General features: G+C 67.6%; 17 protein-coding genes. 10 read left to right on the top strand and 7 right to left on the bottom strand.

What is annotated here, in order from left to right:
• Nucleotides 1–42 precede the first annotated feature (42 nt).
• Nucleotides 43–1575, bottom strand: a complete 1533-nt coding sequence (locus AC2SGK_RS09915; protein ID WP_488323392.1) for an alanine/glycine:cation symporter family protein — start codon at nt 1573–1575, stop codon at nt 43–45.
• 25 nt (nt 1576–1600) lie between these two features.
• Nucleotides 1601–2035 carry a universal stress protein gene (locus tag AC2SGK_RS09910; protein ID WP_411837608.1) on the bottom strand — a complete coding sequence of 145 codons (435 nt, stop codon included), beginning with the start codon at nt 2033–2035 and terminating at the stop codon, nt 1601–1603.
• A 338-nt stretch (nt 2036–2373) separates the two neighbouring features.
• On the opposite strand from AC2SGK_RS09910, the gene AC2SGK_RS09905 reads away from it, so the two are divergent.
• The 7 genes from AC2SGK_RS09905 (at nt 2374) to AC2SGK_RS09875 (ending at nt 10682) form a co-directional block, all read left to right on the top strand.
• Nucleotides 2374–3936: a 2-isopropylmalate synthase gene (locus AC2SGK_RS09905; protein WP_488323391.1), complete on the top strand. Its 1563-nt coding sequence runs from the start codon at nt 2374–2376 to the stop codon at nt 3934–3936.
• A 199-nt stretch (nt 3937–4135) separates the two neighbouring features.
• Complete coding sequence (locus tag AC2SGK_RS09900; RefSeq protein ID WP_045982734.1) at nt 4136–5170, top strand: rod shape-determining protein; 1035 nt, start codon at nt 4136–4138, stop codon at nt 5168–5170.
• 22 nt (nt 5171–5192) lie between these two features.
• Entirely contained in the window at nt 5193–6131 is a 939-nt protein-coding gene (mreC, locus tag AC2SGK_RS09895; RefSeq protein ID WP_488323390.1) for a rod shape-determining protein MreC, read from the top strand.
• The gene (locus AC2SGK_RS09890) at nt 6128–6649 is read left to right on the top strand and encodes a rod shape-determining protein MreD (protein ID WP_488323389.1); all 522 of its coding nucleotides are present in this window, start codon (nt 6128–6130) and stop codon (nt 6647–6649) included. The genes mreC and AC2SGK_RS09890 overlap by 4 nt, the downstream gene beginning before the upstream one ends.
• A 37-nt stretch (nt 6650–6686) precedes the next feature.
• A complete protein-coding gene (gene mrdA, locus AC2SGK_RS09885; RefSeq protein ID WP_488323388.1) occupies nt 6687–8633 on the top strand; it encodes a penicillin-binding protein 2 in 1947 nt (648 codons plus the stop codon).
• A 4-nt stretch (nt 8634–8637) separates the two neighbouring features.
• Nucleotides 8638–9777, top strand: coding sequence for a rod shape-determining protein RodA (gene rodA / locus AC2SGK_RS09880; RefSeq protein WP_411837603.1), 1140 nt, complete (start codon nt 8638–8640; stop codon nt 9775–9777).
• Nucleotides 9774–10682, top strand: coding sequence for a 2-hydroxyacid dehydrogenase (locus tag AC2SGK_RS09875; protein WP_488323387.1), 909 nt, complete (start codon nt 9774–9776; stop codon nt 10680–10682). Before rodA ends, AC2SGK_RS09875 begins: the two co-directional genes overlap by 4 nt.
• A gap of 7 nt (nt 10683–10689) precedes the next feature.
• On the opposite strand, the gene AC2SGK_RS09870 is transcribed toward AC2SGK_RS09875, so the two are convergent.
• From AC2SGK_RS09870 to folK, 4 genes are all read right to left on the bottom strand, one after another.
• A complete protein-coding gene (locus AC2SGK_RS09870) occupies nt 10690–11349 on the bottom strand; it encodes a DUF2062 domain-containing protein (RefSeq protein WP_488323386.1) in 660 nt (219 codons plus the stop codon).
• Between the two features lie 45 nt (nt 11350–11394).
• Entirely contained in the window at nt 11395–13509 is a 2115-nt protein-coding gene (locus tag AC2SGK_RS09865) for a RelA/SpoT family protein (protein ID WP_488323385.1), read from the bottom strand.
• Nucleotides 13510–13540: 31 nt separating this feature from the next.
• Nucleotides 13541–13897 carry a DNA-directed RNA polymerase subunit omega gene (gene rpoZ, locus AC2SGK_RS09860; protein WP_411837599.1) on the bottom strand — a complete coding sequence of 119 codons (357 nt, stop codon included), beginning with the start codon at nt 13895–13897 and terminating at the stop codon, nt 13541–13543.
• 70 nt (nt 13898–13967) lie between these two features.
• Nucleotides 13968–14612: a 2-amino-4-hydroxy-6-hydroxymethyldihydropteridine diphosphokinase gene (gene folK / locus AC2SGK_RS09855; protein WP_488323384.1), complete on the bottom strand. Its 645-nt coding sequence runs from the start codon at nt 14610–14612 to the stop codon at nt 13968–13970.
• 66 nt (nt 14613–14678) lie between these two features.
• On the opposite strand from folK, the gene AC2SGK_RS09850 reads away from it, so the two are divergent.
• The 3 genes from AC2SGK_RS09850 (at nt 14679) to AC2SGK_RS09840 (ending at nt 19070) form a co-directional block, all read left to right on the top strand.
• Nucleotides 14679–15230 carry a LabA-like NYN domain-containing protein gene (locus tag AC2SGK_RS09850; RefSeq protein WP_488323383.1) on the top strand — a complete coding sequence of 184 codons (552 nt, stop codon included), beginning with the start codon at nt 14679–14681 and terminating at the stop codon, nt 15228–15230.
• A 208-nt stretch (nt 15231–15438) separates the two neighbouring features.
• A complete protein-coding gene (locus tag AC2SGK_RS09845) occupies nt 15439–16575 on the top strand; it encodes a Hint domain-containing protein (protein WP_488323382.1) in 1137 nt (378 codons plus the stop codon).
• Between the two features lie 470 nt (nt 16576–17045).
• Nucleotides 17046–19070: a catalase gene (locus AC2SGK_RS09840; RefSeq protein WP_488323381.1), complete on the top strand. Its 2025-nt coding sequence runs from the start codon at nt 17046–17048 to the stop codon at nt 19068–19070.
• A 66-nt stretch (nt 19071–19136) separates the two neighbouring features.
• Here the strand turns inward: AC2SGK_RS09840 and rocF are convergent, their stop codons facing one another.
• Nucleotides 19137–20060 carry an arginase gene (gene rocF, locus AC2SGK_RS09835; protein ID WP_488323380.1) on the bottom strand — a complete coding sequence of 308 codons (924 nt, stop codon included), beginning with the start codon at nt 20058–20060 and terminating at the stop codon, nt 19137–19139.
• Nucleotides 20061–20078 lie beyond the last annotated feature (18 nt).

The following is a 20078-nucleotide window of genomic DNA, read 5'->3' as shown; positions in this document are numbered from 1 at the left end:
GCGGTCGCCCGCCCCTCCTGCCGCCTCGGCCTGCCGCCGCGGTCATTCGTACTTGCGGATCTCTCCGGATTTCAGCCGGCCCAGATAGCGGGTCATCTCGGCCTTGACGACCGGCATCAGCAGATACAGCGCGATGATGTTCGGCACCGCCATCGCGAAGATCATTGCGTCCGAGAAGTCGATGACCGGGCCGAGGCTGGCCGAGGCGCCGATGACCACGAAGATGCAGAACAGGACCTTGAAGACCAGCTCCTTGGTCTGGCCCTCGCCGAAGAGGAAGGTCCAGGCCTTCAGCCCGTAATAGCTCCACGAGATCATCGTCGAGAAGGCGAAGAGCACCACCGCCAGCACCAGGATGTACTGGAACCAGCCGAAGGCGCTGCTGAAGGCGTCCGAGGTCAGGGCCACGCCGGTGTTGCCGGTGACGGTGCGGATCTGGTCGCCCGCGTCGTTCAGCACGAAGAGGCCCGTGGCCGGGTCGCTGACCAGCTGGCCGGTGATGATGATGACCAGCGCCGTCATGGTGCAGATGACCACCGTGTCGATGAACGGCTCTAGGAGCGAGACGAAGCCCTCGGTCACCGGCTCTTTGGTGCGCACCGCGCTGTGGGCGATGGCGGCCGAGCCGATGCCCGCCTCGTTCGAGAAGGCCGCCCGGCGGAAGCCCTGGATCAGCGCGCCGATGGCGCCGCCCACCACGCCGTCATTGGTAAAGGCGCCAACGAAGATCTGCCCGAAGGCCGCGCCGATCATGTCGTAGTTCATGCCGATGATGATCAGCGCCGTGCCGACATAAAGCGCGGCCATGAAGGGCACGATCTTCTCGGTCACGCTGGCGATGGACTTCAGGCCGCCCACGATGACCAGGAACACGATGACCGCCATCACCACGCCGGTGATCCAGCCGGGATAGTCGCCCATCACGTTGATCAGCTGGGCATGGGCCTGGTTGGCCTGGAACATGTTGCCGCCGCCGAAGCTGCCTAGGATGCAGAAGACCGCGAACAGCACCGCCAGGATGCGCCCGCCCGGCAGGCCGCGTTCGGCGAAGCCCTTGACCATGTAGTACATCGGCCCGCCCGACACGGTGCCGTCCGCGTATTCGTTGCGGTATTTGACGCCGAGCGTGCATTCGGTGAACTTGGACGCCATGCCCAGAAGGCCCGCCAGGATCATCCAGAAGGTCGCGCCCGGCCCCCCGATGCTGACCGCCACCGCGACGCCCGCGATGTTGCCCAGGCCGACGGTGCCCGACAGGGCGGTGGTAAGCGCCTGGAAGTGGCTGACCTCTCCGGCGTCGTTCGGGTCGGAATAGTCGCCCCGGACCAAGGCGATGGCATGGCCGAAGGCGCGCAGCTGGATCACCCCGAAATAGAGGGTGAAGGTCGTGGCCGCGATGACCAGCCAGCCGACGATCCAAGGAAAGCTGGTGCCGGGAAAGTTGGAGAAGATCAGGCTGACGAACCAGCCGGTGGAACTGGCAAAGACCTGGTTGACGGTCTCGTCGATGCCCTGGGCCGCGGCGGGGCCTGCGGCCAGTGCCGCAAGGGTCGCGGCGGTGATGCGTGTTCTCATTGTCATTGTCCCTTGTTTCCGGGCGTCACGGCACGATGACGACGGGCACCGGCGCGACCTGCGCCAGCGTCGCCGCGACCGATCCGAACAGGCGCGCGGCAAAGCCCGAATCACCCATCCGGCCGATGAAGATCATCGCCGCGCCCTCGTCCTTGGCGATCCGGCACAGCGTCTCGGCGATGTGGCCGTATCGCAATGCGGTGGTGCAGGGGATGCCCGCCTCCTCGACGCGCCTGACCATGGGGGTCAGGATGGCGGCCTCGGCGCGCTGCAGCTCCTCCTTGCGGCGGCGGTGGCGCTCCTCGACCTCGCTCGGCGTCAGGAAGCTGTAGGGCGACCATTCCAGCACATGCGCGATCAGGATGTGATCGCCCTGCGCCTGCGCACGGGTGATGGCAAAGTCCAGCGCGCGGACCGAGGCATCGCTGCCGTCGAATCCCACGACGATCTTGCGTGTCATGCGTGCCCTCATCTGTCGGTTGTCGTTTCTTGCTTGGTGCCGGAAAGGATAGGCAGGCAGGGCGCGGGTGACCAGCGCAAATGTGTCGCTACAATCGGGGGGCCGTCGCGCCCGTCGATCAGGGCTTTTCAAGCCGCCCCGTCGGCGGCATAGTCGCGTCATGACCCGGATGCGCCACATCGCCACCGCCCGCACCGCGCCCCATGGCGCGCGTCTGGCCGTGCATCTCCGCGGTCTGCTGCTTCTTACGCTGCGCTGAGCGGGTCTTCCGGGCCGCCGCTCAGTCAGGTCAGCGCCCGGGCAACCCCCCTTGCAGACTTCGTAAGAAAGACAGACCGATGACCGAACAGAACCGCGTCGTGATCTTCGACACCACGCTCCGCGACGGCGAACAGTCGCCCGGCGCCACCATGTCCCATGCCGAAAAGCTGGAAATCGCCGCCATGCTGGACGAGATGGGCGTGGACGTGATCGAGGCGGGCTTTCCCATCGCCTCGGAAGGCGATTTCGCCGCCGTGACCGAGATCGCGAAACAGTCGAAAAACAGCGTGATCTGCGGCCTGGCCCGCGCCCAGCTGCCCGATATCGACCGCTGCTGGGAGGCCGTGAAGCATGCCCGCCAGCCGCGCATCCACACCTTCATCGGCACCTCGCCGCTGCACCGGGCGATCCCGAACCTGGACATGGACCAGATGGCCGAGCGCATCCACCAGACGGTGACCCATGCGCGCAACCTGTGCGACAACGTGCAGTGGTCGCCCATGGACGCCACCCGCACGGAACATGACTATCTGTGCCGCGTGGTCGAGATCGCCATCAAGGCGGGCGCCACCACGATCAACATCCCCGACACGGTGGGCTATACCGCGCCGCGCGAAAGCGCCGCGCTGATCCGCATGCTGTTGGAGCGGGTGCCGGGCGCGGATGAGATCATCTTCGCCACGCATTGCCACAATGACCTCGGGATGGCGACCGCCAACGCCCTGGCCGCGGTCGAGGCGGGGGCGCGCCAGATCGAATGCACCATCAACGGTCTGGGCGAACGCGCGGGCAACACCGCGCTGGAGGAGGTGGTGATGGCGATGCGGGTCAGGAACGACATCATGCCGTTCCGGACGGGCATCGACACGACCAAGATCATGGGCATCTCGCGTCGGGTGGCGGCCGTGTCGGGCTTTCCGGTGCAGTTCAACAAGGCCATCGTCGGCAAGAACGCCTTCCTGCACGAATCCGGCATCCATCAGGACGGCGTGCTGAAGAATGTCGAGACCTTCGAGATCATGCGCCCCGCCGATATCGGCCTGACCGAGAACAACATCGCCATGGGCAAGCACTCGGGCCGCGCCGCGCTCCGCGCCAAGCTGGCCGATCTGGGATACGAGGTGGGCGACAACCAGCTGAAGGACATCTTCGTGCGGTTCAAGGCCTTGGCCGACCGCAAGAAGGAGGTCTATGACGACGACATCGTGGCGCTGGTCCAGGATGCCGCCGCCAATACCGATGCCGACCACCTGCAGGTCAAGCATCTGCGCGTCGTCTGCGGCAGCGACGGGCAATCGGCCGCGCTGACCCTGATCGTGGACGGGGTCGAGAAGCATGCCGAGACCACCGGCGACGGCCCGGTCGATGCCTGCTTCAACGCGGTGCGCGAGATCTTTCCGCATCAGGCGCGGCTGCAGCTCTATCAGGTCCATGCCGTGACCGAGGGCACCGACGCCCAGGCCACCGTCAGCGTCCGCATGGAGGAGGAGGGCCGCATCGTCACCGGCCAGGCCGCCGACACGGACACGATCCTGGCCTCGGTCAAGGCCTATGTCGGCGCGCTGAACCGGCTGATCCTGCGCCGCGCGATGACCGGGCAGGGCAGCGACGCCCGCCAGATCAGCATGTATTCACACTGACGTGACGTCGGGGGCCGCATCGGCCCCCGACATGCCGTTCCGACCCGCAAGAAGCCGCCGCCCCGTGGATCGGGGCTTTTCGCATGGGCGCGGGGCCTCTATACGGGGCCTCGCCTGTCAGGGCGATTCAGGGCCGCGGGCCCTTCCACCACATCAGAACAGGGCAGGCCGGGCCAACCGGCAGGAAAAGGATACGGGCATGGCATTCGGCGGTTTGTTTTCGACCGACATCGCAATCGACCTCGGGACGGCGAACACGCTGATCTATGTGAAGGGCAAGGGCATCATCCTGAACGAGCCCTCGGTCGTGGCCTATCACGTCAAGGACGGCAAGCGCGTGGTCCTGGCCGTGGGCGAGGACGCCAAGCTGATGCTGGGCCGCACGCCGGGGAGCATCGAGGCCATCCGCCCGATGCGCGAGGGCGTGATCGCCGATTTCGACAGCGCCGAGCAGATGATCAAGCATTTCATCAAGAAGGTGTTCAAGCGCACGACCTTCTCCAAGCCCAAGATCATCGTCTGCGTCCCCCATGGCGCGACCCCGGTCGAGAAGCGCGCGATCCGCCAGTCGGTCCTGTCCGCCGGCGCCCGCAAGGCCGGCCTGATCGCGGAACCCATCGCGGCGGCCATCGGCGCGGGTATGCCCATCACCGAACCCACCGGGTCCATGGTCGTCGATATCGGCGGCGGCACGACCGAGGTCGCGGTCCTGTCCCTGGGCGACGTGGTCTATGCCCGTTCGGTCCGCATCGGCGGCGACCGCATGGACGAGGCGATCATCAACTATCTGCGCCGCAACCAGAACATGCTGATCGGCGAATCGACCGCCGAGCGCATCAAGACCAGCATCGGCACCGCCCGCATGCCCGATGACGGGCGCGGCGCGACGCTGATGGTGCGCGGCCGCGACCTGCTGAACGGCATCCCCAAGGAGATCGAGATCAGCCAGGCCATGGTCGCCGAGGCCCTGTCCGAACCCGTCCAGGCCATCTGCGAGGCCGTGATGGTCGCGCTGGAGGCGACGCCGCCGGACCTGGCCGCCGACATCGTCGACCGGGGCGTGATGCTGACCGGCGGCGGCGCCATGCTGGGCGAGCTGGACCTGGCGTTGCGCGAGCAGACGGGCCTGTCGATCAGCCTGGCCGACCAGCCGATGAGCTGCGTGGCCCTGGGCACCGGCAAGGCGCTGGAGTTCGAGAAGCAGCTGCGCCACGTCATCGACTACGACAGCTGATCCCTTTGCGGAGGGCGCCGGAATGGCGCAGAAGAGCCCCGATTTCGCAACCCCCGTCCGCCGCGTCCTGATCGCGGTGACGGTGCTTGCGCTCATGGCGCTGTTCCTGTTCTGGCGCATCGACAGCCCGCGGGCCGAGATGATGCGCACCGCCATGATCGACCGGATCGTGCCGCGGTTCGAATGGGCGCTGCTGCCGGTGACCAAGGTCACCGAGATGGTCGCGGGCTTTCAGAGCTATGCCCGAATCTATGAGCAGAACCAGGAGCTGCGCCGCGAATTGCAGCGCATGTCCGCCTGGCGCGAGGCCGCCGTGCAGCTGGAGCAGGAGAACTCCAAGCTGATGGCGCAGAACAACGTGCGCATCGACCCGGCGCTGACCAGCGTGACCGGGGTCGTGCTGGTGGACAGCGGTTCGGCCTTCCGTCAGTCGGTGCTGCTGAACGTGGGCGCGCAGGACGGCATCGTCGAGGGCTGGGCCACGATGGACGGGCTGGGCCTGGTCGGGCGCATCGCCGGGGTGGGCAAGCGCACCAGCCGCGTCGTGCTGCTGACCGACCCGTCCTCGCGCCTGCCCGTCACGGTGCAGCCCACGGGGGAACGCGCGCTGCTGACCGGGGACAACACGCCGCTGCCGCTGCTGGAATTCGTGGAACAGGCCGATAACATCCGGCCGGGCGACCGGGTCGTCACCTCGGGCGATGGCGGGGTGTTCCCGCCGGGCCTGCTGGTGGGTCAGGTCGCGCAGGGCAGCGACGGTCGGCTGCGGCTGCGCATGGCGGCCGATTACGAGCGTCTGGAGTTCCTGCGCGTCCTGCGCTCGCACCCGGCCGAGGCGGTGGTGGACAGCGGCGCGGTCGTGCGCTCGCAGGATCGGGGGCTGATCGGCCCGCAGCTGCCCGTCTCACCGGTCGAGGCGGCCAGCGCCACCGATCCGCTGGATCCGGGCACAACCCCATGATCCAGCTGCCGAGCCGCGCCTTCGTGCTGGGCACGCTGGTCTTTCTGGGCGTGGCGGCGATCCTGCTGTTCCTGCGCCTGCTGCCGCTGTCCACGGGCATCATGGGCTGGCCCGGTCCCGATCTGGGGCTGGCGCTGATCCTGGCCTGGGTGCTGCGCCGCCCCGACCAGATCTCGGCCCCCGCGATCCTGCTGGTCGTGCTGGTCGAGGACCTGCTGCTGATGCGTCCGCCGGGCCTCTGGGCCGCGATCGTGCTGCTGGGCTCCGAGGCCGCACGGTTGCGCGAGCCCCGTTGGCGCGACCAGCCGTTCATGGTTGAATGGCTGCGCGTGGCCGTGCTGATCGGGGCGATGATGCTGGGCTATCGTCTGGTGCTGGTCCTGTTCCTGCTGCCGGTCTCGGCCCTGGGGCAGGTGATCCTGCAGTTCCTGGCGACGGCGCTGTCCTATCCGCTGGTGGTGTTCGGCGCCCGCTGGCTGATCGGGCTGCGGCGCATCGCCCGGCGCGACGCGATTTGACAAGGGCCGCGCAGGCAGGCGCGGTCACGGAGGCGGCATGAAGAAATCCCAACGCGAGATCCTGGACAGCACCCGCCAGATCAGCCGGCGCGGGCTGATGCTGGCCGGCATCCAGATCGCCACCGTCACCACGCTGGCGCTTAAGATGCGGTCGATGCAGCTGGACCACGCCGAGGAATACCGGCTTCTGGCCGACGGCAACTCGATCAAGATCCGGCTGCTGCCGCCGTCGCGCGGGCTGATCTTGGACCGCAACGGCATCATCATCGCCGGGAACGAGCAGAACTATCGCGTCACCCTGACGCGCGAGGAGGCGGGCGGCGACGTGGCCCCGGTCCTGCACCGCCTGGCCCAGCTGATCCCCATGACCGATGCGCGCATCGCCGAGCTGACCGAGGAGTTCGGCCGGCGCAGCGCCATCACCCCCATCGTGCTGGCCGACCGCCTGACCTGGGAGCAGTTCAGCGCCATCGCGGTCAACGCGCCCTCTCTGCCCGGCGTCACGCCCGAATCGGCCCTGTCGCGGGCCTATCCGCGGGCGGGCGATTTCGCGCATGTGATGGGCTATGTCGGGCCGGTCAGCGATTACGACCTGTCGCGGATCGAGGACCCGGACCCGGTCCTGCTGCTGCCCGACTTCCAGCTGGGCAAGATCGGCGTCGAGGGCCGGCTGGAGGAGACGCTGCGCGGCAAGGCCGGATCGCGGCGGGTGGAGGTCAACAGCGCCGGCCGCGAGATGCGCCAGCTGTCCCGCCAGGAGGGAGAGCAGGGCGCGTCGGTCCAGCTGACCCTGGACGCGGCGCTGCAGAACTATGCCGCGCAGCGGATGGGCACCGAGAGCGCCGCCGCCGTCGTCATCGACTGCGAGACCGGAGAGCTGCTGACCATCTGCTCCTCGCCCAGCTTCGACCCGAACAAGTTCGTGCGCGGCATCAGCAGCCCGGAATACCGCGCGCTGATGGATCACGACCACCGGCCCCTGGCCGACAAGACGGTGCAGGGCGTCTATCCGCCCGGATCGACCTTCAAGATGATCACCCTGATGGCCGGGCTGGAGGCCGGGGTGATCGACGCGAACACCAACTTCTACTGTCCGGGCTACACCACGCTCGGCAACCGCCGTTTCCATTGCTGGAGCCGGGGCGGGCACGGTTCGGTCGACGCGATCAAGAGCCTGGAGGAGAGCTGCGACGTCTACTACTACGAGCTGTCGCAGCGCGTGGGCATCGACCGCATCGCCGAGATGGCGCGCAAGCTGGGCCTGGGCCAGCGCCACGACCTGCCCATGTCCGCCGTGGCCGAGGGCATCGCCCCCGACCGCGCCTGGAAGATGGAGCGTCACGGCCAGAACTGGCAGGTGGGCGACAGCCTGAACGCCTCGATCGGGCAGGGCTATGTGTTGGCCTCGCCGCTGCAGCTGGCGGTGATGACGGCGCGCATCGCCTCGGGACGCGCGGTGCGGCCGCAGCTGATCCGCTCGATCGACGGCGTGCGCCAGACCCCGCCCGACTACCCGCCGCTGGAGATCAGCGAGGCGTCGCTGCGAGTGGCGCGGCTTGGCATGGATGCGGTGATGAACAGCTCGCGCGGGACCGCACGCGCCTCGCGCATCCTGCGCGAGGACTGGCGGATGGCGGGCAAGACCGGCACCAGCCAGGTCCGCAACATCACCGCCGCCGAACGCGCGCGCGGCGTCATCTCGAACGAGCAGCTGCCCTGGGCGCGGCGCGACCATGCGCTGTTCGTGGCCTATGCGCCCTATCAGGCGCCGCGCTATGCGGTGTCGCTGGTGGTCGAGCATGGCGGTGGCGGCTCGGCCGTGGCGGCGCCCGTGGCGCGCGACATCATGCTGTTCGCGCTGAACAAGGGCCTGCCGCCGCTGGATTCGGTCCCCTTCGAACAGCGCGCCGCCATGGAGGAGCGTCACCAGGCCATGCAACTCTATCAACCCGAGGCCCCGCGCCCCGGCCGCAGCAGGGCGTAAGACGATGTCCTATCTCGACTATCAGGTGGCACAGGTCCCGACGGGGTTCCGCAAGATCCTCTACATCAACTGGCCGCTGGTCCTGCTGATCACCGCCGTCTGCTGCATCGGCTTCCTGATGCTCTATTCGGTCGCGGGCGGGCGCATGGACACCTGGGCCGAGCCGCAGATGATCCGCTTTGCCGTGGGCATGGTGATCATGCTGGGGCTGGCCTTCGTGCCGATGTGGTTCTGGCGCGGCATCTCGGTCGCGGCCTATGTGGCCTGCTTCCTGATGCTGGTGGCGGTGGACCTGTTCGGGGTCATCGGCATGGGCGCGCAGCGCTGGATCGACATCGGGCCCATCCGCATCCAGCCCTCCGAGCTGATGAAGATCGCCCTCGTGCTGCTGCTGGCGGCCTATTACGATTGGCTGCCGCTGAACCGGGTGTCGCGGCCGCTCTGGGTGCTGGTGCCGGTCCTGCTGATCCTGGCGCCCACGGCGCTGGTGCTGATGCAGCCTGACCTGGGCACATCGATCATGCTGGTCGCGGGGGGCGGCATCGTGATGTTCGCGGCGGGCGTGTCGCTGTGGTATTTCGGGGTGGTGATCGGCGCGGCCGTGGGGCTGGTCGCGGCGGTGATGAACAGCCGCGGCACCGACTGGCAGCTGCTGCGCGACTATCAGTTCCGCCGCATCGACACCTTCCTGGACCCCACATCCGACCCCTTGGGGGCGGGCTACAACATCATCCAGAGCCAGATCGCCCTCGGCTCGGGCGGGCTGTCGGGGCGGGGCTTCATGCAGGGCACGCAGTCGCGGCTGAACTTCCTGCCGGAGAAGCACACCGACTTCATCTTCACCGTCCTGTCCGAGGAGTTCGGCTTCATCGGCGCCTCGTCGCTTCTGGCGCTCTACATGCTGATCCTGGGCTTCTGCCTCTATTCGGCGCTGACGAACCGCGACCGCTTCGCCAGCCTGATCACCATCGGCATCTCGGGCGCGTTCTTCCTCTATTTCGCGATCAACATGGCGACCGTGATGGGGCTGCTGCCCGCCAAGGGATCGCCGCTTCCCCTGGTCAGCTATGGAGGGACCTCGCTGATGATCCTGATGCTGGGCTTCGGCCTCGTGCAATCCGCCCATGTCCACAGGCCGCGATGAGGGTTCGCTTCTCCGCCCGCGAGGGGGCATGGGATGACTGGGCCCCGGCGCTGCGCGCGGCCTGCCCCGAGATCGACGTGCGGCGCGAGGGCGACCCGGCAGCATTCGATGCGATCATCTATGCGCCGGGCGGCGACATCGCGGATTTCACGCCCTATCGCAACGCGCGGCTGGTCCAGAGCCTCTGGGCCGGGGTCGAGCGCATCGTGGGCAACGCGACGCTGACCCAACCTCTGGCGCGGATGGTGGATCCCGGGCTGCGGCAGGGCATGGCCGAGTACTGCACCGGCTGGACGATGCGGGCGCATCTGGGCATGGACCGCTATGCGCAGGACGGCGTCTGGCGCAACGGGCTGGTGCCGCCACTGGCCGCCGAACGGCCGGTGACGGTGCTGGGCCTCGGCGCCCTGGGCGGGGCGGTGGCGGTAATGCTGACCGACATGGGCTTTCCGGTCACGGGCATCAGCGCTTCGGGGCGGGCGATGGACGGCGTTCGGGCGCTGCCGCTGGAGAGGCTGGACGAGGGGCTTGCCACGGCGCAGATCCTGATCTGCCTGCTGCCCGACACGCCCGGCACGCGCGGCCTGATGGATGCGCGCCGCCTGTCGCTGCTGCCGCCGGGGGCCTGGCTGATCAATCCGGGTCGCGGCACGCTGATCGACGAGGCGGCGCTGCTGGACCGGCTGGCGCAGGACCCCGATGCCCGCGCGGTGTTGGACGTCTTCGCGACCGAACCGCTGCCCCCCGCGCATCCGTTCTGGAGCCATCCGCAGGTGACCGTCACGCCCCATATCGCGGCCGAGACACGCCCCGCCACCGCCGCCCCCGTGGTGGCCGAGAACCTGCGCCGCGCCATGGCGGGGCGGCCGCTGCTGAACCTGGTCGATCGCGGGCGGGGCTACTGAGGGCGGGTCAGCCCTGATCCCGGTCCGCGCGCGCCGCCTCGCGCCGCCGCGCCGACAGGGTGGCGGCGCGGGCGATGCGTTCGGCCATCTTCTTGTCCCGCCGCCGCTGATAGGCCAGGAAGATCGGCACCGTCAGGTAATGCGTGATGATCCCGGCCACGGTTCCCACGATCACGCCGCCGACCATGTAGGGCCAGAAGACCTGCGCCATGAAGTCGCCCAGGTTGTACCAGTGCATCTCCTCGGGTCCGAACAGGGCGCGGGCATTGTGCCACAGCTCTCCGGTGGCCTTGGTGAATTCGTGGAAGATGAACTGCGGGGACAGCTCGCCCTCCAGCCCCAGGATGTGCCGCCCCAGCCCGACCGAGATCAGCGCGATGAAGGGCAGCGTCACCGGATTGCCGACGAAGGTCGCCAGCAGCGCCGCCAGGATGTTGCCCCGGATGATCCAGGCCGCCGCCGCCGCCGACAGGAAGTGAAAGCCGAACAGCGGCGTGAAGTTGACCATGATCCCCGCCGCCACCCCGCGCGCGATGCGGTGCGGCTGGTCGGGCAGGCGTCGCAGGCGGTGGGCGATATAGGCGCTGGACCGGCGCCAGCCGCCGCGCGGATAGATCATCTCGGTGGCGATGCGGCCATAGCTGCGCGGCTTGCGGCGTTTGAACACGAAGACCACCCGTTCGGCTGTCGGGACGGGCAGGGCCCGCCGCGGTCAGGGTTTCAGCGCCGCATCCCTGACCCGGGACACCTGCGCCACGTCGCTTTCCGCCTCCAGCGCGGTCAGCAGGTTGTGCAGATGCTCATGGTCGCGCAGCTCGACCTCGATCTCGATGCGGTAGAAGTCGGGCTTGCGCGCGATGAACTCGAGGTTCGAGATATTCGCCCCCTGCGCCCCGATCAAGGTGCAGATGCGCCCGAGGACGCCCGCATCGTGCCGGATGGTCAGGTTCAGCACCGTGGAATAGGCCGCCGGGTGCCGCCCCTCGCGCCATTGCAGGTCGACCCACCGGTCGGGGCTGTCCTCGAACTCGGCCAGCACCGGGCAGTCGATGGCATGGATGACCACGCCCGCACCGCGATAGGTGATGCCCACGATGCGCTCTCCGGGCAGGGGGGCGCAGCAGGGGGCGCGCTTGAAATTCGCATCGGCCTCCAGCCCCGCGAAGGGGCGCTTGCCGTCGATCTCGTCATGATGGTCGGCCAGCTCTGGATAGAGGACGCCCAGGACTTCCTTGGCGCTGTTCTCGGCGCTGCCGATGCGGGCCAGAAGCTCCTCGGCCGAGGGCAGGCCCATTTGCTTGGCGGCGGTGCGCAGCGCCTTGTCGGTGACCTTGCGGCCCACATGCTCGAAACTGACGCGCACCAGCTCGCGCCCGAGGCGCATGAAGCGGTCGCGATCCTCCTCGCGCAAGGACCGCCGGATCGCGGCCTTGGCGCGGCCCGTGACCACGATGTCCAGCCAGGTCGCCTGCGGCCGCTGACCCGAGGCCGAGATGATGTCGACCGACTGCCCGTTCTTCAGCCGCGTCCACAAGGGCACCCGGATGCCGTCGATCTTGGCGCCGACGCAGGAATTGCCCAACCGGGTGTGGATCGCATAGGCGAAGTCGATCGGCGTCGCGCCGCGCGGCAGCTGCATCACGTCGCCCTTGGGGGTGAAGCAGAACACCTGGTCCTGGTACATCTCCAGCTTGACGTGTTCCAGGAACTCGTTGTGGTCCTCGGTGTCGAAGCGGTCGGTCAGCTGGGCGATCCACTCGGCGGGATCGACCGCGAAGGGGTTGCGGGTGCGCACGCCGTCGCGATAGGCCCAATGCGCGGCCACGCCCGCCTCGGCGACCTCGTGCATCTGGCGGGTGCGGATCTGCACCTCGACCCGCTTGCCGTCGCGGCCCGACACGGTGGTGTGGATCGAGCGGTAACCGTTCGATTTCGGCTGGCTGATGTAATCCTTGAACCGGCCCGGCACGGCGCGCCAGCGGTGATGGATCACGCCCAGGGTGCGATAGCAGTCCATCTCGGTCCGGGTGATGATCCGGAAGCCGTAGATGTCGGACAGCCGCGAGAAGGCCAGCTGCTTCTCCTGCATCTTGCGCCAGACGCTGAAGGGCTTCTTGGCGCGGCCGAAGACGGTGGCCTCGATCCCCTCCTTCTCCAGCTCGGCGCGGATGTCGGCGGTGATCTGGCCGATGATGTCGCCGCTGTCGCGCTGCAGGCTGACGAAGCGGCGGATGATCGAGCTGCGCGCCTCGGGGTTGATGACCTTGAAGGCCAGGTCCTCCAGCTCCTCGCGCATCCACTGCATGCCCATCCGGCCCGCCAGGGGGGCATAGATGTCCATCGTCTCGCGCGCCTTCTTGACCTGCTTGTCGAGGCGCATGGAGCGGATGGTGCGCATGTTGTGCAGCCGGTCGGCCAGCTTGACCAGGATGACCCGCATGTCGCGCGACATGGCCATGAACAGCTTGCGGAAGTTCTCGGCCTGCTTGGACTGGGTCGAGGACAGCTCCAGGTTGGTCAGCTTGGTGACCCCGTCGACCAGCTCGGCGATCTCGGCGCCGAACATGGCCGAGACCTCGTCCTTGGTCGATCGCGTGTCCTCGATCGTGTCGTGAAGCAGCGCCGTCACGATGGTCGCGTCGTCCAGGCGCATCTCGGTCAGGATGGCGGCGACGGCGATGGGATGGGTGAAGTAGGGCTCGCCCGAATGGCGGAACTGCCCCTCGTGCATGCGCATGCCGTATTCGTAGGCATCGCGGATCAGGGCGCAGTTGCTGCGGGGGTTGTAGTTGCGGACAAGGGCCAGCAGGTCTTCGACGTCGATCATGGTGCTGTCGAAGACCTCTGTGCTGGCGGTGTCAGGCGCGCTGGTTGGCTTCCAGCATCATGCGCAGCATGCGCTCCTCGGACTCCTCGTCCGAGGGTTTGGGACGGTCCACCTCGGCGCCCAGAAGCAGCGCCATGGCGTCCTCCTCGGGCTCGTCGACCTCGATCTGGGTCTGGGTCGACTCGATCATCCGCTCGCGCAGGTCGTCGACAGGTTGGGTCTCCTCGGCGATCTCGCGCAGGGCGACCACCGGGTTCTTGTCGTTGTCGCGGTCGACGGTGGCGGGGCTGCCGGCGGCGATCTCGCGCGCGCGGTGCGATGCCAGCATCACCAGATCAAAGCGGTTCGGAACCTTGTCGACGCAGTCTTCGACCGTTACGCGGGCCATGGATCACCTGTGCAGTTGCGAATCGGACATTCGGGGCGAACCGGACTGATGGTCGCACCAGCCCTGAATGTCAAGCAAAACCCGGCGAATGGGCCGCGGCGACGGGCTGCATCCCGGCCAGGGCATCCGGTCCCAGATCGGCCAGCATGGCCGCCACGCTGCGGCCGGTCAGGGGATGGCACCAGCCCGGCGCGACCTCGGCCAGGGGGGCCAGCACGAAGGCGCGATCCTGCATCCGCGGGTGGGGCAGCAGAAGGCGGTCCGGGGTGCGGCGCGTCTGTTCCGCCGGGGGCAGGTCGATCCAGGTGCGAAGCGTCGCGGCGTCGGGGCTGATCCGGTCGTCCAGCGCGATCAGGTCCAGATCCAGCACCCGCGCGCCCCACCGCCCGATGCTGCGGTCGCGGCCGTGATCGGCCTCGATCCCGTGCAGGCAGGCCAGCAGCTTGGCCGCGTCCATCGCCGTGCGCAGCAGCGCGACCGCATTGGCATAGTCCGGCCCGGAACCGGCCGGGACGGCGGAACTCCGCCAGATGCGGCTGACGGCAGAGATTGAAATGCCCGGACGCTTATGCAGAATGCCCAACGTCGTGCGCAGGGTCACCACCGGATCCTGATCCGACAAGGGAAGGTTCGCCCCCAGGGCGACGATACCAAAAGACAGGTTAACCAAGCTTTCCTCATTCTTTACAGCTTCATGGCATGAGGCGGCAGACATCGTCAGGTCCCTCACCCTGGTCGCGCCCGTGCCTTGGACGCCCGGCTTTATCAAAGGCAACAGCGAATGTTCTACAAAGACGACAGGTTGGCGATCTTCATTGACGGTGCAAACCTCTATGCGGCCGCGAAGTCACTGGGATTCGATATCGACTACAAGCTGCTGCGCCAGGAGTTCGACCGGCGCGGCAAGCTGGTGCGGGCGTATTACTACACCGCGCTGCTGGAGGGCGAGGAATACTCGCCGATCCGTCCGCTGGTCGACTGGCTGCATTACAACGGCTTCTGCGTGGTCACCAAGCCCGCGCGTGAATACACGGACGCCATGGGCCGCCGCAAGATCAAGGGCAACATGGATATCGAGCTGACCGTCGACGCGATGGAGCTTGCGCCCCGGCTGGACCATGCGGTGCTGTTCTCAGGCGATGGCGACTTCCGCCCGCTGGTCGAATCGCTGCAGCGGCAGGGGGTGCGCGTTTCGGTCGTCTCGACAATCCGCAGCCAGCCGCCGATGATCGCCGACGATTTGCGCCGCCAAGCGGACAACTTCATCGAGCTGGAGGCCCTGCGCGAGATCATCGGGCGCCCCCCGCGCGAGCCGCAGCCGGTCGAGACCTGATGTGACGTAACGTCACAACGGGCAAGCCGCAGGCGTCAGGCCGGCAATCACACCGATTGCCGGGCCATTTTATCGTGTGCGACCTGTGTTTCTTGACCGATCACTCAAGTACTAATCCGTTTGGTCCATATTACACTATACTTATAGTCAAGTGGCCGGCCAGAGGCGGCCCGAATAAGCCTGCCCTATTTCAAAGGGCAGATCAGATATGACCAACACCGTCACCTGGATGTGGATCGGCCGCGCGCCGCAGATCAACGCCACGCCCGGTTCTCCGGCGACTGCGGCCGAAGCCGATGCGCTGACCGGGCTGCGCGCCGTCGGCCCCGAGCAGATCCGTCCGGTCAGCTTGCTGGGCGAAACGCGCACCATTTTCACGCGCGAGACGGGTTGGACCCAGGCCTATGCGACCACCTACAACGGCAGCCGCGTCAGCGACTTCTCCTATCGCGACCCGGTGGACGGCAGCCGCGAGATCAGCCAGATCACCGGCTTCCTGCGCGTCGACTATCGTCTGACCTTCCCCGACAACACGACCATGGATCAGGAAGGCGTGATGATCCAGATGCGCAACGGCGACAGGTTTTTCCGCCCGTCGCTGGACGATCTGCGCGACTGGCGCGACATCACGCAGCTTTATTCGGTAGAGGTCCTGGACGCGACGCCGCTGCCGGTCGAGACCTATGTCGCGCGCATCTCGTTCGCGCCCAGCATCCTGGACCTGCACATCATCTGCTTCGCGGCCGGGACGATGATCTTGACCGAGCAGGGCCCGCGCCCGGTCGAGGATCTGCGCGCCGACGACATGGTCTGGACGCGCGATGCCGGCCATCAGCCGCTGCGCTGGACCGGCGTCCGGCATCTGGACGCTGTGGACCTGGCCGCGCGCCCGGCGCTGCGCCCGATCCGCATCGCGGCCGGCGCGCTCGGCGCGGGGCAGCCCGAGGCCGATCTGCTTGTCTCGCCCCAGCACCGGGTGCTGATCCGTTCGGCCATCGCGCAGCGCATGTTCGGCACCGACGAGGTCCTGGCGCCCGCCTGCCACCTGACCGGCCTGCCGGGCATCGCCGTGGACGAGACGGTCGACGCCGTCACCTACTGCCACCTGATGTGCGAGGACCATCAGGTCCTGTCGTCGAATGGCGCGCTGACCGAGTCGCTCTATCCCGGCCCGCAGGCGCTGCGCGCCTTGGGTCAGGCCGCCCTGGACGAGATCGAGGCGATCTTCCCCGGCCTGACCACGCGCGACGACGCCGCCACCCCGGCGCGCGATCTGGTGCGCGGCGCCAAGGTCCGTCGTCTGGTCGAGCGCCACGTGGCGCAGGCGCGGCCGCTGGTCGGCTGACCCGCCCCGGCGGCGGGGGATGATGATGGTGCGGACGGCGGGACTTGAACCCGCACTTCCTTGCGGAAAACAGATTTTCGTACCACTTCGACTTTCGCCGCCGGACCCTGGGCCCGTTCGTGGTCTGGACTATCCCTTCGCCATGGTCCGAAGACGTTAGGCGCCGCCCGTCTAGTCTCTACACCTTCCCCGGATCGGGGCTTGGCTCGGGATTGGCACGGCGGGTCGCGACCCTCCACAGCGTTCCCCGAATTTGAGCGGTTCTGCACCGGGGATTTCCCGCCCGGGCACTCCAATTGTCAAAGTCTGGTGCGTCTACCGATTTCGCCACGTCCGCATCATCATCACCCCTGCATATCGCAGGAGCGGCGCCGCGGGGCAAGCCAATGAACAAACCATAGCCCAGCAAATCCGGAACCCGTCGGTTCGGGGACTGTTGGGCCGGGACAGCGCCAGCAGAGGAGCATGCCATGTCCCGCATCACCGAGAGCCGAGGCACCGGAGGAGAGACCCGCCAGACCGGCGGCGAGGCCCTGACCACCAATCACGGCGTCCCCATCAGCGACAACCAGAACAGCCTGCGCGCGGGAGCGCAAGGCCCCACGCTGCTGGAGGACTTCGTCCTTCGCGAAAAGATTTTCCATTTCGACCATGAGCGCATTCCGGAGCGGATCGTGCATGCCCGCGGCTCGGGTGCGCACGGCTATTTCGAATGCACCGACCCGATCCCGGAGCTGACCCGCGCGGGCGTTCTGGCCAAGCCGGGCAAGACGCCGGTCTTCGTTCGCTTCTCGACCGTCGCGGGCGGCGCGGGCAGCGTCGACACGCCCCGCGACGTGCGCGGCTTTGCGGTCAAGTTCTATACCGAGGAGGGGAACTGGGACCTGGTGGGCAACAACATCCCGGTCTTCTTCATCCAGGACGCGATCAAGTTTCCCGACCTGGTCCATTCGGTCAAGATGGAGGCCGACAAGGGCTATCCCCAGGCCGCCAGCGCGCATGACACGTTCTGGGACTTCGTGTCGCTGATGCCCGAATCCATGCACATGGTCATGTGGGCCATGTCGGACCGAGGCATCCCGCGCAGCCTGCGCATGATCGAGGGCTTTGGCGTCCACACCTTCCGGCTGGTCAACGCCGAGGGCAAGTCCACTTTCGTCAAGTTCCACTGGAAGCCGCGCCTCGGCCTGCAGAGCCAGACCTGGAACGAGGCGGTCAAGACCGCGGGGGCCAATCCCGACTATCACCGTCAGGACCTCTACGAGGCGATCGAGGCGGGCGATTTCCCGGAATGGGATCTGGGCATCCAGACCTTCGATGCGGACTGGGCGGCCCAGCAGCCCTATGACGTGCTGGACGCGACCAAGCTGATCCCCGAGGAGGACATCCCTGTCCGCATCGTCGGGCGCATGGTTCTGGACCGCAACCCGGACAACTTCTTTGCCGAGACCGAGCAGGTGGCCTTCCTGCCGTCGAACGTGGTGCCGGGGATCGACTTCAGCGACGACCCGCTGCTGCAGGGGCGGCTGTTCAGCTATCTGGACACGCAGAAATCGCGGCTTGGCACGACGAACTTCCACCAGATCCCGGTCAATGCGCCGAAATGCCCGATGCACAATTTCCAGCGCGACGGGATGATGCAGATGGCCGTGCCCAAGGGGCGTGCGAATTACGAGCCGAACAGCCTGGATCAGGCGGGCGAGGACCCCGGTCCCCGGGCCAGCGATCAGGGCTTTGCCACCGTGCGGTCGATGACCGAACTGGGCAACACGCCCGATGAGAAGCTGCGCGTGCGGTCCGAGACCTTTGCCGACCATTACAGCCAGGCCCGGCTGTTCTATCGCAGCCAGACCGAGGTGGAACAGCGCCATATCGCGGACGCGATCACTTTCGAGCTGTCGAAGGTCGGGTTGGAGCATGTGATCCGCCGCGTGCTGGGCCATCTGCGGGTCGTGGATGAGGAACTGGCCGAGATGGTGGCCGAGGGTCTGGCTGAGGACCTGCCCGACGCCGCCGTGCCCGCGCGCGAGCCAGTGGACATGAAGCCCTCCGATGCGCTGTCGATCATGAAGCGCGCCAAGGCGACGCTGAAAGGTCGCAAGGTCGGCATCCTGATCGGGGACACGGGCGACACAAACCGGGCCGAGGCCATCCGCGACGCGGTCGAGGCCGAGGGCGGCAGCGTAGTGATGATCGCCAAGGCGCGCGGTCAGGCCGATGCGCAGCTGGCGGGATCGCCGTCGGTGCTGTTCGATGCGGTGGCGCTGGTGCTGGGGGCCGAGGATGGGGCGAAGCTGGCCAGGTTCAAGCCGGCGGTCGATTTCGTCTCGGACGCCTTCGCGCATCTGAAGGCGATCGGGGCGGACGAAGCCGCGGCCAAGCTGCTGGCAGCGGCCGGGGTAGTGCCGGACAAGGGCGTGACCAAACTGGAACCGGCGGCCTTCGTGGCGGCGGCGGCGCAGCGGTTCCATGACCGCGAGGCGAAGGTCTGGTGAGAGAGGCCGGGGGCTTCGCGCCCCCGGACCCCCGCGGGATATTTGAGTGAAGAAGAAGGGGCGGGTTCAGCCGTAGCTGCGGGTCGGGCGGTCGAAGACCTTCCGGCCCATCAGGCTGCCGACCAGATCGACCATCAGTCGCGCCGTGCGGCCGCGCTCGTCGAGGAAGGGGTTCAGCTCCACGAGGTCGAGCGACGTGACGAGGCCCGATTCGTGCAGCAGTTCCATCACCAGACGCGCCTCGCGGAAGGTCGCGCCACCGGGAACCGTCGTGCCGACCGCAGGCGCGATCGAGGGGTCGAGGAAATCCACGTCCAGGCTGACATGAAGGAGCCCGTTCGCCGCACGCACCCGGTCCAGGAAGGCGCGCAGGGGCGCGACGATGCCCTGTTCGTCCAGCACGCGCATGTCGTTCACGGTGATCTCGGTCGGCTCCATCGCGGCATGTTCGGCAGGATCGACGCTGCGGATGCCGAACATGCAGATGTTTTCGCCGGGAATGGGTGCGGGGAAGGGCGGGAAGGGGTCGAAGCCTGGCATGCCGTTCGCATAGGCCATCGGCGTGCCGTGCAGGTTGCCCGAGGTGGTGCTGGCCACGGTGTGGAAGTCGCTATGCGCGTCCAGCCAGATCACGAACTGCTGGCGGCCCTGTGCCTGCGCATGGGCGGCCACGCCTGCGACCGTGCCCAAGGCCAGCGAATGGTCGCCCCCCATGATGATCGGCATGCCGTGGGGCAGGGCGTCCAGCGTCGCCTGCTGCAGGGCGCGGGTCCAGGCGATGGTTTCGGGCAGGTGATGAACGGCCGGGTTGGCGCAGGTCTCGCCGCCGGGCGCGTCGGGGGTGACGTCGCCCCGATCCTCGACGCTGTGGCCCAGGGCCTGCAGCGTCGCGGCGAGGCCTGCCGTGCGATAGGCGGCGGGGCCCATCAGGCAGCCGGGGCGGCGCTGCCCCTCGTCCACGGGGGCTCCGATCAGGATGCAGTGGGTCATGGCGCTCTCCGGTCTGGG

Source organism: Paracoccus sp. NIOT.M2S5SZ12 (genome assembly GCF_057748165.1).
This window is presented reverse-complemented; position numbering and strand designations above follow the sequence as displayed.

Coding starts and splice junctions, on each gene's coding strand:
- AC2SGK_RS09850 (WP_488323383.1), top strand. CDS start 14,679: ATGTTCTACAAAGACGACAGGTTGGCGATCTTCATTGACGGTGCAAAC.
- AC2SGK_RS09875 (WP_488323387.1), top strand. CDS start 9,774: ATGAGGGTTCGCTTCTCCGCCCGCGAGGGGGCATGGGATGACTGGGCC.
- AC2SGK_RS09845 (WP_488323382.1), top strand. CDS start 15,439: ATGACCAACACCGTCACCTGGATGTGGATCGGCCGCGCGCCGCAGATC.
- AC2SGK_RS09910 (WP_411837608.1), bottom strand. CDS start 2,035: ATGACACGCAAGATCGTCGTGGGATTCGACGGCAGCGATGCCTCGGTC.
- AC2SGK_RS09915 (WP_488323392.1), bottom strand. CDS start 1,575: ATGAGAACACGCATCACCGCCGCGACCCTTGCGGCACTGGCCGCAGGC.
- AC2SGK_RS09840 (WP_488323381.1), top strand. CDS start 17,046: ATGTCCCGCATCACCGAGAGCCGAGGCACCGGAGGAGAGACCCGCCAG.
- rpoZ (WP_411837599.1), bottom strand. CDS start 13,897: ATGGCCCGCGTAACGGTCGAAGACTGCGTCGACAAGGTTCCGAACCGC.
- mreC (WP_488323390.1), top strand. CDS start 5,193: ATGGCGCAGAAGAGCCCCGATTTCGCAACCCCCGTCCGCCGCGTCCTG.
- AC2SGK_RS09905 (WP_488323391.1), top strand. CDS start 2,374: ATGACCGAACAGAACCGCGTCGTGATCTTCGACACCACGCTCCGCGAC.
- mrdA (WP_488323388.1), top strand. CDS start 6,687: ATGAAGAAATCCCAACGCGAGATCCTGGACAGCACCCGCCAGATCAGC.
- AC2SGK_RS09865 (WP_488323385.1), bottom strand. CDS start 13,509: ATGATCGACGTCGAAGACCTGCTGGCCCTTGTCCGCAACTACAACCCC.
- AC2SGK_RS09900 (WP_045982734.1), top strand. CDS start 4,136: ATGGCATTCGGCGGTTTGTTTTCGACCGACATCGCAATCGACCTCGGG.
- rocF (WP_488323380.1), bottom strand. CDS start 20,060: ATGACCCACTGCATCCTGATCGGAGCCCCCGTGGACGAGGGGCAGCGC.
- rodA (WP_411837603.1), top strand. CDS start 8,638: ATGTCCTATCTCGACTATCAGGTGGCACAGGTCCCGACGGGGTTCCGC.
- folK (WP_488323384.1), bottom strand. CDS start 14,612: ATGTCTGCCGCCTCATGCCATGAAGCTGTAAAGAATGAGGAAAGCTTG.
- AC2SGK_RS09890 (WP_488323389.1), top strand. CDS start 6,128: ATGATCCAGCTGCCGAGCCGCGCCTTCGTGCTGGGCACGCTGGTCTTT.